14 protein-coding genes are annotated in these 13,558 nt (G+C 55.3%); 5 read left to right on the top strand and 9 right to left on the bottom strand.

What is annotated here, in order from left to right; genetic code table 11:
- Positions 1–26: 26 nt before the first annotated feature.
- From frr to eipB, 5 genes are all read right to left on the bottom strand, one after another.
- Complete coding sequence (frr, locus tag AC0TOF_RS16255; RefSeq protein WP_006466949.1) at positions 27–587, bottom strand: ribosome recycling factor; 561 nt, start codon at positions 585–587, stop codon at positions 27–29.
- A 33-nt stretch (positions 588–620) separates the two neighbouring features.
- Positions 621–1,343: a UMP kinase gene (pyrH, locus tag AC0TOF_RS16250; RefSeq protein WP_006471613.1), complete on the bottom strand. Its 723-nt coding sequence runs from the start codon at positions 1,341–1,343 to the stop codon at positions 621–623.
- A 171-nt stretch (positions 1,344–1,514) separates the two neighbouring features.
- Positions 1,515–2,432 carry a translation elongation factor Ts gene (tsf, locus tag AC0TOF_RS16245; RefSeq protein ID WP_122001732.1) on the bottom strand — a complete coding sequence of 306 codons (918 nt, stop codon included), beginning with the start codon at positions 2,430–2,432 and terminating at the stop codon, positions 1,515–1,517.
- A 187-nt stretch (positions 2,433–2,619) separates the two neighbouring features.
- Positions 2,620–3,390, bottom strand: a complete 771-nt coding sequence (gene rpsB, locus AC0TOF_RS16240; RefSeq protein ID WP_122001631.1) for a 30S ribosomal protein S2 — start codon at positions 3,388–3,390, stop codon at positions 2,620–2,622.
- Positions 3,391–3,587: 197 nt separating this feature from the next.
- On the bottom strand, positions 3,588–4,427 hold the full coding sequence (gene eipB / locus AC0TOF_RS16235) for a cell envelope integrity protein EipB (RefSeq protein WP_473769001.1): 840 nt from the start codon (positions 4,425–4,427) through the stop codon (positions 3,588–3,590).
- 142 nt (positions 4,428–4,569) lie between these two features.
- On the opposite strand from eipB, the gene AC0TOF_RS16230 reads away from it, so the two are divergent.
- From AC0TOF_RS16230 to AC0TOF_RS16215, 4 genes are all read left to right on the top strand, one after another.
- Positions 4,570–5,034, top strand: coding sequence for a RidA family protein (locus tag AC0TOF_RS16230; RefSeq protein WP_122001629.1), 465 nt, complete (start codon positions 4,570–4,572; stop codon positions 5,032–5,034).
- 1 nt (position 5,035) lies between these two features.
- The gene (locus AC0TOF_RS16225) at positions 5,036–5,761 is read left to right on the top strand and encodes a glycerophosphodiester phosphodiesterase (RefSeq protein WP_473769000.1); all 726 of its coding nucleotides are present in this window, start codon (positions 5,036–5,038) and stop codon (positions 5,759–5,761) included.
- Between the two features lie 53 nt (positions 5,762–5,814).
- Positions 5,815–7,002 carry a GNAT family N-acetyltransferase gene (locus AC0TOF_RS16220; RefSeq protein WP_473768999.1) on the top strand — a complete coding sequence of 396 codons (1,188 nt, stop codon included), beginning with the start codon at positions 5,815–5,817 and terminating at the stop codon, positions 7,000–7,002.
- A gap of 70 nt (positions 7,003–7,072) precedes the next feature.
- Positions 7,073–7,495: an HIT family protein gene (locus AC0TOF_RS16215; protein WP_473768998.1), complete on the top strand. Its 423-nt coding sequence runs from the start codon at positions 7,073–7,075 to the stop codon at positions 7,493–7,495.
- 14 nt (positions 7,496–7,509) lie between these two features.
- On the opposite strand, the gene AC0TOF_RS16210 is transcribed toward AC0TOF_RS16215, so the two are convergent.
- The 4 genes from AC0TOF_RS16210 to clpS form a co-directional block, all read right to left on the bottom strand.
- Positions 7,510–7,857 carry an AzlD domain-containing protein gene (locus AC0TOF_RS16210; RefSeq protein WP_473768997.1) on the bottom strand — a complete coding sequence of 116 codons (348 nt, stop codon included), beginning with the start codon at positions 7,855–7,857 and terminating at the stop codon, positions 7,510–7,512.
- Positions 7,854–8,504: an AzlC family ABC transporter permease gene (locus tag AC0TOF_RS16205; protein ID WP_473768996.1), complete on the bottom strand. Its 651-nt coding sequence runs from the start codon at positions 8,502–8,504 to the stop codon at positions 7,854–7,856. Before AC0TOF_RS16205 ends, AC0TOF_RS16210 begins: the two co-directional genes overlap by 4 nt.
- A 244-nt stretch (positions 8,505–8,748) precedes the next feature.
- Positions 8,749–11,223, bottom strand: coding sequence for an ATP-dependent Clp protease ATP-binding subunit ClpA (gene clpA / locus AC0TOF_RS16200; RefSeq protein WP_122001624.1), 2,475 nt, complete (start codon positions 11,221–11,223; stop codon positions 8,749–8,751).
- A gap of 6 nt (positions 11,224–11,229) precedes the next feature.
- Positions 11,230–11,580: an ATP-dependent Clp protease adapter ClpS gene (gene clpS / locus AC0TOF_RS16195; RefSeq protein ID WP_473768995.1), complete on the bottom strand. Its 351-nt coding sequence runs from the start codon at positions 11,578–11,580 to the stop codon at positions 11,230–11,232.
- A gap of 549 nt (positions 11,581–12,129) precedes the next feature.
- Here clpS and AC0TOF_RS16190 point away from each other — a divergent pair.
- Positions 12,130–13,539, top strand: a complete 1,410-nt coding sequence (locus AC0TOF_RS16190; RefSeq protein ID WP_122001623.1) for a D-alanyl-D-alanine carboxypeptidase family protein — start codon at positions 12,130–12,132, stop codon at positions 13,537–13,539.
- Positions 13,540–13,558 lie beyond the last annotated feature (19 nt).

Below are 13,558 nucleotides of genomic sequence, written 5' to 3'. Positions count from 1 at the left end.
CTCCTTCAATGAAAACCATGCAAGTCCTAGACCTGCATGATCTCCCCTTCTTTCACTGCAACGATCTTGTCCATCTCTGCAATGGTTTCGTCGGTAAGCTTCTGTACTTTTTCCGACAGAACACGGCTATCATCCTGACTGATGAGGCTGTCTTTCTCCAGCTTTTTCAGCGTGTCCATACCGTCGCGACGCACATGGCGGGCAGCGATGCGACCCTGCTCGGCATATTGGTGTGCAATCTTGACCAGTTCCTTGCGGCGCTGTTCGTTCAGCTCCGGAAGCGGAATGCGCAGGGTCGTACCGTCAGTGATAGGATTGAGCCCGAGACCTGAATCGCGAATTGCGCGTTCCACGGCACCCACCATGCTCTTGTCCCACACGGAAACCGACAGCATGCGCGATTCGGGAACGGTAATATTGGCAACCTGGTTGATCGGCATTGTCGAGCCATAGGCTTCAATGACAATCGGCTCCAGCAAGCTTGCGGAAGCACGGCCCGTACGCAGGCCACCAAGATCGTGCTTCAAAGAATTGATAGCGCCTTCCATGCGGCGTTTCAGGTCGTTGATGTCAAAAGCATCACTCATGCATTTTCTCCTTCGATACGCAGCAAGGGTCGATCAATTATCGGAAACGATCGTGCAGCGCCCCTTGCCTTGCAGAATTTCGGCCAAGCCGCCGTTTTCATGGATGGAATAGACTATTATCGGAATGTTGTTCTCACGCGCAAGGGCAACAGCGGCTGTATCCATGACCGCAAGCCCGCGATCGAGAACTTCTTTGTGGGTCAGACGGTCGAAACGTGTGGCGTTCGGATCTTTTTTGGGGTCGGCGGAATAGATTCCGTCGACCTGCGTGCCCTTCAACAGAGCATCCGCCTCGATTTCCGCAGCACGAAGAGCCGCTGCCGAATCCGTCGTGAAGAAAGGATTCCCCGTGCCGCCAGCAAAGATCACGACCTTGCCCTCGTCCATATAGGCCGTAGCCTGTCTCTGCGAGAAGCTCTCGCAGATTTCTGGCATAGCAATGGCGGAGAGCACGACAGAATCGACACCGATCTTGTGCAGAGAGGTACGCAGCGCCAACGAATTGATGACAGTAGCCAGCATCCCCATATGATCGCCGGTCACGCGGTCGCCACCTTTGGAAGCCACAGCGACGCCACGGAAAATGTTGCCGCCACCAATGACGACGCCAACTTCGACTCCGAGCGACCGTGCCTGCTTGATATCGCTTGCAATACGGTCTGCAACGGAAACATCGATGCCAAAGCCTTGACTGCCCATCAATGCCTCACCCGAGGCTTTCAAAAGGACGCGTTTGTAGGCGGGTTGACCTGGCATTGGATGCTCTCCGCAGATTGTGATCAAGTGGATGTGTTCGGGTTCCGATACACGAAGGGCACCGCGTTGTCACGCGATGCCCTTCATATTCAAAAGCCTTTTCAGGCATTCGGCGCATTCCGAAAAGCGGAAACCGGTTTTCGGAACAAGATGCGCTGAAAAACCGATCGATTAGCCCTTGGCAGCAGCAGCCACTTCAGCAGCGAAATCGGTTTCTTCCTTCTCGATGCCTTCACCGAGAGCGATACGGACAAAGCCCGTGATCTTGGCAGGAGCACCGATGGTCTTTTCAGCTTCCTTGAGGGCAGCCGCGACCGTCAAGTCCGGATTGATGACGAAAGCCTGCGAAAGAAGAACAACTTCTTCGTAGAACTTGCGCATACGGCCTTCGATCATCTTTTCGATGATGTTGTCCGGCTTGCCGGATTCACGGGCCTGCTCGATGAAGATTGCCTTTTCGCGCTCGGCTGCAGCCGGATCAACGTCTTCGGCGGTTAGCGCCAGCGGGTTGATCGCAGCGACGTGCATGGCAACCTGGCGACCGAATGCGCTTGCAGCTTCTGCATCGCCAGCGGTTTCGATTGCAACGAGAACGCCGAGCTTGCCGAGGCCATCAGCAACACCGTTGTGAATGTAGGTCGCAACAACGCCCTGCGGGACGGTCAGCGCAGCCGAACGGCGGAAGCCAATGTTCTCACCAATGGTGGCAACAGCGTCCTTTGCCGTTTCAGTAACGGTCTTGCCGTCAATGTTGGCGCCAGCCACGGCTTCCGTCGAACCATCGGTCGACAGAGCGGCCTGAGCGATCTTGCGGACGAGATCCTGGAAAGCCTCGTTGCGGGCAACGAAGTCGGTTTCGGAATTGACTTCTACGACAACAGCCTTGTTGCCGGAAGCTGCAACACCAACCAGACCTTCGGCAGCCGTACGGCCAGCCTTCTTGTCGGCCTTTGCAATACCCTTGGCGCGCAGCCAGTCGACGGCAGCTTCGATGTCGCCATTGGTTTCAGCAAGTGCGGCCTTGCAGTCCATCATGCCGGCGCCGGTGAGGTCGCGGAGTTCTTTGACGAGAGATGCGGAAATGCTCATGATGTCGCCTTTCATGAAAGCGAAGGCACACCGGATGGGTGTGCCAACATTTAACCGGCGCTTGTTTTCTGGATCGCGACCTGACCTGAGCATTGCACTGCAGGAATCACAATCTCGCACCGGGATGAAACGAGATTATCCACCCGCCCTATCACAGATATGACGGATGGATGAAATCATACGCTGATTAAGCGCCTTCAGCCGGAGCTTCGAGGGCTGGCTCAACCGGAGCTTCAACCTGCGCACCGACGTCGATGCCCATTGCACCCTGCTGGCGAGCGATACCGTCGAGAGCGGCGCGAGCAATCAGATCGCAATAAAGAGCGATAGCGCGCGCGGCGTCGTCGTTGCCCGGGATCGGATAGTCGATCTGGTCCGGATCGCAATTCGAGTCGATCACTGCGACAACCGGAATACCAAGACGCTTGGCTTCCTGAATAGCAATCGCTTCCTTGTTGGTGTCGATGATGAACATCAGGTCCGGAACCGAGCCCATGTCCTTGATACCGCCGAGGGCGCGGTCAAGCTTTTCACGCTCACGCTCGAGGTTGAGGCGTTCCTTCTTGGTGAAGCCCTGAGCTTCGCCGGCCAGAAGTTCGTCGAGCTTGCGCAGACGCTGGATCGAATTGGAGATCGTCTTCCAGTTGGTCATCATGCCGCCGAGCCAGCGTGCATTGACGTAGTACTGTGCCGAACGGTTGGCAGCATCGGCAATGATGTCCGAAGCCTGACGCTTCGTGCCGACGAACAGCACGCGACCGCCGCGAGCAACCGTGTCCGAAACGATCTTCAGCGCATTGTGCAGCAGAGGAACGGTCTGGGACAGATCGAGAATGTGGATGTTGTTGCGGTCACCATAGATGTATGGCGCCATTTTCGGGTTCCAGCGATGAGTCTGGTGGCCGAAGTGAACACCAGCTTCCAGAAGCTGGCGCATGCTGAAATCAGGCAATGCCATCTTTATTTTCCTTTTCCGGTTTAACCTCCACGGGCTGAGGCGATTTCTCGCCACCGGAGGTTTTTGCCGGATTTCTCCCGACAAAAGCCCAATCCCGTGTGTGGAATAGGCGCGCTGTTAACTGATCGCGCCGCAAATTGCAAGTCGCCCGCACAATATAGCATCGAACAGGCGAAAAACCACGCCGCCCAGCACGCTTATTTACAGGTCGCTGGCTGTTTTGCCGCATCATAGACATCAAGCTTCACAAGTTTTCCGCGCATGGAGAAATCTCCATAATCCATTGTGAGGTCGCGGGTAATGCCATTGCGATAGAGCTTGAAATTGATGCGATAGATCGGCAGTCCGTCCTGCTTTTCCTTATCGTCGAAATAGGCAATCGTTACCGGCCAGACCTGATCCTTGGAAAACTTGCCCATGATCTTGGTCTCATCGTCCGGCAAAGCTTGCTGCTTGCCGACAACGACGGTGGTAGCGACTACGCGATCAGCATCTTCGGAAGCATCGAAAAGCGATGTCTGGTAGAATTTCTGCCCCGCTTCCGCCTTGCCTATAAGTTCTTCCATATGACCGGTGGGAAATTGCGTTCCCTTGAGGTCAAGCTTGTTTTCCTTTGGCTTGCTCAGCTCAACAACTGTCTTGCCACCCTCGAGCTTCGCGTCGCCGCGCACTTCCTTGACCAGCTCCTTGTCCACAAAGGTCTTGTTGACGAAGCGGAAGTTCTTTCCGTCCGCGCCTTCGAATGTGGTCGTCTGCTGGTCGGTCACGCGCTGCGGCTGCTCTTCCATGTCAATTCGCGTCACAAAGCGGAAATTGGTGGTGTAACCTTCGCACGCCGATCCGTTAAACTCATAGACCATGCGACCAGTCAAACCGCTGATCCCTGATTTTTCATCGGCTCGATCCAGTGTCAGATCGTAGACCGCGCGATGTGGAACCAACGTTACCGTTGAGGCCGCATAGGCAACGCCAGCAAATCCGGCCCATACACAAGCGACCGTTCCGCCCGCCACAACCGCACTCTTGAAAAAACGCATACATGAATCTCCCGATGAGTTGACGAGCATGATAAAAAAACTCGTGGCGGAAGCGAGGCAAAAAAAGCACCCTTCCCATAAGCTTCACCGATTCTGCCTGTAGCAAGATCGAGAAGTACCTTTGCAAGCAAGGATTAATACAATGACCGACACGATCGACAGCCGCCTTAAAAATCTGGGTATATCCATTCCGGAAGCTGCGGCACCTGCCGCCAACTACGTTCCTTTTGCACAAAGCGGTTCATTGCTTCTCACATCTGGCCAGCTTCCGCTGGAAGGTGGCAAGCTGGTGCATACGGGTCAGATCGGCGATGAGCTGACGGTAGCGCACGGACAAGCCGCTGCGCGTGCCTGCGCTGTCAACATCCTTGCTCAGGCGAAGGCTGCTCTCGGTGATCTAGGCCGCATCAAGCGGATTGTAAAAATTACCGTATTTGTAGCCTCCACTCCCGACTTTGTGGAACAGCATCTGGTTGCCAACGGCGCATCGGATCTCCTCGTGGCTGTTCTTGGCGACGCAGGCAAACATGCCCGCTCGGCTGTTGGCGTTGCGAGTTTGCCGCTCAATGCACCTGTCGAAATAGAAGCGATCATTGAGGTTGCCTGACATGACCTCCATCGACTGGATCAAGACGCGCCCCATCGCGCATCGTGGATTGCACGACCTTAATAAGGAACGCTGGGAAAACACCCTCTCAGCGTTTGAGGCAGCAGCAAGAGCGGGGTTCGCCATTGAATGCGACGTTCATCTCACCCGTGACGGTGGCGTGGTCGTTTTTCACGACGATGATCTGAAGCGGCTTGCCGGTCGCGAAGGCTCTATCAGCGATTTGACGCTTGCCGAAGCGACAGCGCTCAAGGTCGGCGGCACCGCCGATCATGTGCCGACGCTTCGCCAGATGCTGGAACTGGTCGATGGCCGCGTCCCCCTCGTTATCGAGCTGAAGGGCATAGAGGGCAAGGATGACGGCCTGGTTGCCGCTGTTGCCGGAGAACTGTCGTCCTACAAGGGCGAAGCCGCGATCATGTCTTTCGATCACCACCTCATTCGCCGCTTTGCAGCAGATGCACCGGGAATCCCGGGAGGACTTACCGCCGAAGGTACTCGCATGGAAGACTTTGAGCGTCATTTCTCCATGCTGGCGCGTGGTATCTCCTTCGTATCCTATAATGTGCATCATCTGCCTAATCCGTTCGTCACCTTCGTTCGGGAAAAGTTGCAGATGCCGGTGATCAGCTGGACCGTGCGGGATCGGGAAATGCAGAAGCATAGCGATCTCAATGTCGACCAGATCACCTTCGAAGGCTTTGATCCGCGCGCCCTCGTGGCTTGACGGCAACACGCCGAGCGCAGCAGAATATGCGCGATAACGGCAAAGGAATAGCGGTGAACGACGAAGATCCGCAGAATGAACAGAGCTTCGTTCTTCGTGTCGTTGAAAATATCAGCGAATTCACGGCAGACGAATGGAACAGTCTTGTCGGGGCATCCCGGCAGGACGCACATTATAATCCCTTCATTACCCGCAATTTCCTGCTGGCTCTGGAAGAATCAGGCTCGGTTTCACCAAAAGCGGGTTGGCTTCCTCGTCACTTACGCCTTGAGGATAACCAAGGACGCCTCATCGGGGCCGTTCCGAACTATCTCAAGGGGCACAGCCAAGGTGAATATGTCTTCGACCATGGATGGGCCGACGCTTTCGAGCGCGCTGGAGGACAATATTACCCGAAATTTCAGGCTGCGGTGCCTTTCACCCCGGTCGCCGGCCCACGCCTGCTCAATCACATCGCCTATGAAAGCGAAGCGGTTCGACTGGCGCTGGCTGGCGGACTGCGGGAGCTGGCAGATCAGACCGGTGTTTCATCAGCGCATGTTACATTTGCGCTGCCGGATGAGATCGCCGCGTTAAAGCGCGCCGCCTTTCTTCATCGCACGGATCAGCAGTTTCACTTTAAAAACAAGAACTTTAAAAGCTATGATGACTTTTTGAGCGAACTTGTATCCCGGAAACGCAAGGCATTAAAAAAAGAACGGCGCGAGGCTTTGTCAGATGGCATCCAAATCGAATGGCTGACCGGCAGTGACCTTACGGAATCTGTGTGGGACGATTTCTTTGCATTTTATATGGATACGGGCAGCCGCAAATGGGGGCGCCCCTATCTGAACAGGCAGTTCTATTCGCTGATCGGTGAAAGTATGGCCGACGACATCCTGCTCGTGATGGCCAAACGCAACGGGCATTATATTGCTGGTGCGATCAACTTCATCGGTGGCGATACACTTTTCGGTCGTCATTGGGGCTGCATCGAAGATCATCCCTACCTGCATTTCGAGGTTTGCTACCATCAGGCAATCGATTTTGCCATTGAGCGCAAGCTCAGCGTCGTCGAAGCTGGCGCACAGGGCGAGCATAAGATTGCACGCGGCTACGTTCCGGTCACAACCCATTCGGCGCATTATATTGTCCATGAAGGTTTTCGGAATGCAGTGCGCGACTATCTCGATCATGAACGCCGTGAAGTCGAACAAATTCGAAGCGCCCTGGAAGAACATTCGCCGTTCAGGGATGCATAAGCCTATCCACCTTGCCTAAGGCGACTTGATACGGTCTGATCCTGCCAAACATTTCGCATTGGAGAATCGCATGTCCGCCACCTATGACGACAACAATATCTTCGCCAAAATCCTGCGCGGCGAAATCCCATCCACCCGTGTTTATGAAACGGACGATGTCGTTGCTTTCATGGATGTGATGCCGCAAGGCACGGGCCATACGTTGGTTGTGCCAAAGGCGCCTTCCCGCAATTTGCTCGATGCCAAGCCGGAAACGCTCGCAAACGTCATTCAGGTCGTGCAGAAAATCGCGCAAGGCGTAAAAAAAGCATTCAATGCCGACGGCGTAACCGTCATGCAGTTCAACGAACCGGCCTCGGGACAGACCGTTTACCACCTGCACTTCCATGTAATCCCGCGCTTTGAAGGCGTGGCGCTCAAGCCGCATACCGGACAGATGGAAGACGCCGCGGTTCTTTCAGCAAATGCTGAAAAAATTCGTACAGCACTCTGATATGACTCACACTTTCAAAGAGTAAGCAGGCCGATGACCAGCAGGATTTCCGCAACCAGCACGCCGACGAGCAATCGCTTGCCTGTGAGGAGAAAGGCGGCAAATCCTGCAACGGCGGAACCAGCGCGGAGCCAGAGAGGTGAATTGGCCAGTTCTCCATTGGGATAGAGAATAAGCTGCGCAATAACACCTGCAACCAGCGCCGTTGCAACGCAGCGCACGAAAACAAGAGCCTCCGAATCCTCCCGTACGCGCCCACCAACCAGCACTCCCATCATGCGGAACAGATAGGTTGGAAGTGCTCCCGCCAGCAAAATAAACAGAAACGGCCACCACCAGGTCGAAAAACTATCCCAGTTCATTCATCTGCTCCTGTCGGCCGACGACGCATACGGTGAAAACCGAACGCAATCAATCCGCCGAAAACACCAGTGATCAGCAGGTCGTAGCCGGGGGCCAGATGATGGAATATGGGAAACAGAACGATCCCGGAGATCATCGCAACCTGCCCCGCTCGCTCCCTGGCAGAGCGCCAAAGCGAGGTCAGAAAGTACATTGGCGTCAGCATGAAAAGTGCAGCAAAAACGATTGGCGGAAAAGACGTCGATAGCGAATAGACGATAGCGACGATAACCGCATTGGTTCCCACCAGAACCATCCCTATTCCCGCGAAATAACTGGTTCGCATATCACGCGGGATCTTGCGCAGTTCTTCCATAGCCATGACCCAGGCGGTAACCGCAACGAAATGGCAAAGAGCCAACAGTGTCAGCTTCCGCGTTTTCGGCCCCTGTAACTCAGGCAGCAGCGCAACCACCATCGGCATCAGACGCACAGAAGACAAACCAACGGCGAGCGCCGCAGCAGGCAGAGCCACACCTGCGCTGATCGCACCGATCAGAACAACCTTCGCCGGAAGAGCCCAGATGGTCAGGGTCATGAAAACGGCCTGAACAACGGTGATGCCACTTTCGATGGCCAGTCCCGCGAAACCGATAAAGGAACTCATCAATAATAGGGCTGGAATGCTGCAAATGCGCATACAACCACGCAAAAACCATCGCATTTGACGACGATCTTCCACGGTCTGCTGAGGAGCACAGGAATGAATCAGAGGCATGGAGCCACGTTAGAGCAAGGTCCAAGCAAGTTGCACCCAGTTTCTTCCGCCTGAATGGGAAAACCTCAGTTTTCGTCCATGCTCGTCACATATCCAAGAAAAACGGCCCCCGGAGGGGCCGTATCTGTTCCGATTATTTCTTGCGCGGCACCTTGGGCACCGAAGATTTGGTCGCCGAAGTCTTCGATGAGGATTTTGGCGCAGGCTCAGCCTTGCCAGCCAATACCTTTTCCTTCTCTGCCTTCTTCGGAGCAGCCTTCTTGCGCGGCGGCAGCTTCTTTTCCGCCGGAATGTCCTTCTTCGGACTTACCGGCTTGTCGGCCACACTCTCCAGCGCCAGATCGGTTTTCCCATCCGGCTTGGTCACGACATCCACACGAACCGTGCCGCCATGCTTGAGTTTTCCAAACAGCACTTCATCAGCCAATGGCTTCTTGATGTGTTCCTGGATAACCCGGCCAAGCGGACGTGCACCCATGCGCTCGTCGTATCCCTTGTCAGCCAGCCAGGCGATTGCACCCTCCGTCAACTCAAATGTCACCCCGCGTTCAGCAAGCTGTGCCTCAAGCTGAAGCACGAACTTCTGCACAACCTGATGAATGACCGGGACCGGCAGCGGACCGAACGGAATGATCGCATCCAGACGGTTGCGGAACTCGGGCGTGAACAGGCGGTTGATCGCTTCCATGTCGTCGCCTTCGCGACGCGTGGAACCGAAGCCGATTGCCGCTTTGGCCATATCCGACGCACCGGCATTGGTGGTCATGATCAGGATCACATTGCGGAAGTCGATCTTCTTGCCGTTGTGATCGGTTAGTGAACCGTGATCCATGACCTGCAACAGGATATTGAACAAATCCGGATGCGCCTTCTCGATTTCGTCGAGCAGCAGCACGCAATGCGGATGCTGATCGACGCCATCGGTCAGGAGGCCGCCCTGGTCGAAGCCGACATAACCGGGAGGTGCACCGATAAGCCGCGATACGGTGTGACGCTCCATATATTCCGACATGTCGAAACGCAGGAGTTCCACGCCAAGCGAACTTGCCAACTGTTTGGCAACTTCCGTCTTGCCGACGCCGGTCGGGCCCGAGAACAGATAAGAGCCGATTGGCTTGTCCGGTTCACGCAGTCCTGCACGCGCAAGCTTGATCGAGGCTGACAGGGCTTCGATTGCCAGATCCTGGCCATAGACGACCCGCTTCAGCTCGGCATCCAGATGCGACAGCACCTGTTCGTCATCCTTCGATACAGACTTCGGCGGGATGCGGGCCATCGTCGCGATTGTCGCTTCGATTTCCTTCACGCCAATGGTCTTCTTGCGCTTGTTCTCAGGCAACAGCATCTGGCTCGCGCCTGTTTCGTCAATCACATCAATTGCCTTATCGGGCAATTTGCGATCCGAAATATAACGCGCAGACAATTCCACCGCCGTCTTGATGGCATCAACCGTGTACTTGACCTTGTGGAAATCCTCGAAGTAGGGCTTCAGCCCTTTCATGATTTCAATCGCATCCGGGATCGACGGCTCATTCACATCGATCTTCTGGAAACGACGCACCAAGGCCCGGTCTTTCTCGAAGAACTGACGATATTCCTTATAGGTCGTCGACCCGATGCAGCGGATGGCACCCGATGAAAGGGCAGGCTTCAACAGGTTCGACGCGTCCATTGCCCCGCCCGAAGTAGCGCCTGCGCCGATGACAGTGTGAATTTCGTCGATGAACAGGACCGCACCCGGATACTCTTCGAGTTCCTTGACGACCTGCTTCAGACGCTCCTCGAAGTCACCGCGATAACGGGTGCCAGCCAGAAGCGTGCCCATGTCGAGCGAAAAGATCGTCGCATCGGCAAGTGCTTCCGGAACCTGTCCCTCAACGATCCGCTTGGCAAGACCTTCAGCGATTGCGGTCTTGCCGACACCCGGATCGCCCACATAAAGCGGGTTGTTCTTCGAACGGCGGCAAAGCACCTGAATGGTGCGGCTGATTTCGCTGTCACGTCCGATCAGCGGATCAATGCGCCCAGCCTTGGCCTTCTCATTGAGATTGACGCAATAGGCGGACAGCGCGTCCTGCTTCTTCTTCGCGCTTTCTTCCTGTTCGGTATTTGTCCGTTCTTCGCTTGCGCTCTCTGCGCCGCGCGGCGGGCGGGTTTCGCTGCTCTGCGGACGCTTGGAAATGCCGTGCGAAATATAATTCACCGCGTCATAACGGGTCATCTGCTGCTCCTGGAGGAAATAGGCAGCATGGCTTTCCCGTTCCGCAAAGATGGCGACCAGCACATTGGCGCCGGTCACTTCCTCACGGTTCGAGGATTGCACATGGATGACTGCGCGCTGAATGACGCGCTGGAAAGCGGCGGTTGGCTTGGAATCTTCATCATAGCCCGTGACGAGATTATCCAGTTCGCGATCAATATAATCGGTGACGATACGCTTGAGATGCTCAAGGTCGACGCTGCAGGCACGCATCACTGCGCCCGCGTCCTGATCGTCGATCAAGGCAAGCAAAAGATGTTCGAGCGTCGCATATTCGTGATGCCGCTCGTTTGCTATTGTAAGGGCTTGATGCAGGGCCCTTTCAAGGCTTGGGGAGAACGATGGCATATGACCTCACTTTTTCTCCATCACGCATTGCAGCGGATGCTGGTTTTGGCGGGCGAAATCCATGACCTGGCTGACTTTGGTTTCGGCGACTTCGTATGTAAATACGCCGCACTCGCCGACCCCGTGATTGTGAACATGCAGCATGATGCGCGTGGCATCATCCCGGTTCTTCTGGAAAAACCGCTGCAGGACATGAACGACGAACTCCATGGGGGTGTAGTCGTCGTTGAGGAGCAGGACACGATAGAGGCTGGGCTTTTTGGTTTTCGGCTGCGTACGCGTAACCACAACGGTGCCGTTTTCCGGGCCATTTCCGCCGTCGGTCTTGCTTTGCATAACTGTATCAAGTTGCCTCATGAAACCTATTACCCGGATGCCCATCTGTCTGACCCAACTTGCCCTATTATGTAGGTCGTCATGTGGTGATTTTAAGCCCTTCATTGGCACTTGCAACCGGGACTTATTGCAATAACGAGGCTTGACACAGTTATATGATATCGGGCGAACAATAAGCCCCGGCTAAACGACCTGCATAAAACAGCTGATAAAATGCAGGTCTCATAAACAAATACGTTGATAATCGGGGCAGAAAATCCGGCCCGGAGAAATCAGAGAACAAATTTCCATTTTCAAAATCATCCCACCGGACTGTTTTTTTGATCCGGCTTCGATCGGATAAGACGCGAACTATAATTCAACGACACATCTGCGTGATCGGCTGAAACCGCTGCTCTTGAAACCCATCGCAGGCATTGCAACCCTACCCCAAAATTTTCCGAAATTTATGAATAACTCGGTTACCATAAACGGATTGGTAACGCTGATGGCAGTAGGATCACTGAATTAGACGCTGTGTGCCTTTTGTGCCGCAGTTTAAAAAATCAGGGATACAGGTAGGTCATCATCGTGCGTACCGCGTTTAGTAAAGTCGCATATGCCTTGAAAAGAGCGGCACAAGCCACGCTTCTTCTTGCAGTTGTAACAGGATGTTCAACAGCTTCCACAACGATACCGGCGATAGCCGCAGGCGACCGATACGCAGCTATCGTAATTGATGCGAACACCGGCAAGACGCTGTTCGCTTCAAATGCCGATGCGCAGCGCTATCCCGCGTCTCTCACGAAAATGATGACCCTGTACATGTTGTTTGAGGCAATGCAGGCCGGTCGCATGGACAAGGACACCCGTATCCCGGTGTCCGCTTATGCTGCTGCCCGTCCTCCTACGAAGATCGGCTTTCGTCCCGGCCAGAGCATTCGTGCTGAAGATGCAGCCCTTGCCATGATTACGAAATCGGCCAACGACGTCGCAACTGCCGTCGGCGAATATATCGGCGGCTCTGAAGAGCGCTTTGCCCAGATGATGACGGCGAAAGCGCGCCGTCTTGGCATGCGAAACACCACGTTCCGGAATGCTTCAGGCCTGCCCAACATGGCGCAGCACACGACCGCGCGCGACATGGCGATCCTCAGCATTGCACTTCGGCAGCACTTCCCGAATGAGTTCTCCTATTTCTCGCGTCGCAGCTTCGTTTTCCGCGGCCAGACCATCAATGGCCACAACCGTCTGCTCGGTCGCGTCGAAGGCGTCGATGGCATCAAGACCGGCTACACCAACGCATCCGGCTACAATCTGGCTTCTTCGGTAAGCCTCGACGGACGCAGACTCGTGGCCGTCGTAATGGGCGGTAACACCGGTGCAAGCCGCGACGCCCATATGGCTCAGCTCATTCGCAAATATCTCCCAATGGCAACGCGCAGCCGTAATGCCGCACCGCTCGTCGCAATGCGCAACGATGCACCGCAGGTTGTTGCCTCGATTGATCTTCCGAAGGCCCGGAACGCCCCGGTTCCGGTAACACGTCAGGCCGCCGCCGTGGAAGATGTCATCAACAATGAAAGCGGCGAAGGTGACAGCGACCAGCCGCAGGTTCTGGCGCTTGCAGCTCCGACTGCACGCCCGGCAGCACTCGCGGCACAGGCTGCGGTTCGCCCAACGCCGAAGGCCGCCCTTCCATCTGCGCCGACCCAGGACGTAGATCCGGTCACGACCGCTTCCGCACCTGCTGCCGGTGGCTGGGCAATCCAGATTGGTTCTCTGCCGAGCGAAGGCCAGGCGCGTGACATGCTGGCCAAGGCTTCCGCCACAGCAGGCGGAACGCTACGCGCCGCATCGCCCTATACCGAGACATTCAACAAGGGCAGTGCAACTTTCTACCGCGCTCGCTTTGTCGGCTTCTCCTCAAAGCAAGCCGCCTGGGATGCATGCGCATCGTTGAAGAAGAAAAATTTCGGCTGCTATGCGGTCGCGAACTAATCGATTGCGAGGGGCTCTG

Source organism: Ochrobactrum sp. PL_is501 (genome assembly GCF_055816895.1).
This window is presented reverse-complemented; position numbering and strand designations above follow the sequence as displayed.

Excerpts from the sequence above, each read along its gene's own strand:
- AC0TOF_RS16205 (WP_473768996.1), bottom strand. The coding sequence starts at position 8,504 with ATGAGTTCCTTTATCGGTTTCGCGGGACTGGCCATCGAAAGTGGCATC.
- eipB (WP_473769001.1), bottom strand. The coding sequence starts at position 4,427 with ATGCGTTTTTTCAAGAGTGCGGTTGTGGCGGGCGGAACGGTCGCTTGT.
- AC0TOF_RS16215 (WP_473768998.1), top strand. The coding sequence starts at position 7,073 with ATGTCCGCCACCTATGACGACAACAATATCTTCGCCAAAATCCTGCGC.
- AC0TOF_RS16230 (WP_122001629.1), top strand. The coding sequence starts at position 4,570 with ATGACCGACACGATCGACAGCCGCCTTAAAAATCTGGGTATATCCATT.
- frr (WP_006466949.1), bottom strand. The coding sequence starts at position 587 with ATGAGTGATGCTTTTGACATCAACGACCTGAAACGCCGCATGGAAGGC.
- pyrH (WP_006471613.1), bottom strand. The coding sequence starts at position 1,343 with ATGCCAGGTCAACCCGCCTACAAACGCGTCCTTTTGAAAGCCTCGGGT.
- clpA (WP_122001624.1), bottom strand. The coding sequence starts at position 11,223 with ATGCCATCGTTCTCCCCAAGCCTTGAAAGGGCCCTGCATCAAGCCCTT.
- AC0TOF_RS16210 (WP_473768997.1), bottom strand. The coding sequence starts at position 7,857 with ATGAACTGGGATAGTTTTTCGACCTGGTGGTGGCCGTTTCTGTTTATT.
- rpsB (WP_122001631.1), bottom strand. The coding sequence starts at position 3,390 with ATGGCATTGCCTGATTTCAGCATGCGCCAGCTTCTGGAAGCTGGTGTT.
- tsf (WP_122001732.1), bottom strand. The coding sequence starts at position 2,432 with ATGAGCATTTCCGCATCTCTCGTCAAAGAACTCCGCGACCTCACCGGC.
- AC0TOF_RS16225 (WP_473769000.1), top strand. The coding sequence starts at position 5,036 with ATGACCTCCATCGACTGGATCAAGACGCGCCCCATCGCGCATCGTGGA.
- clpS (WP_473768995.1), bottom strand. The coding sequence starts at position 11,580 with ATGAGGCAACTTGATACAGTTATGCAAAGCAAGACCGACGGCGGAAAT.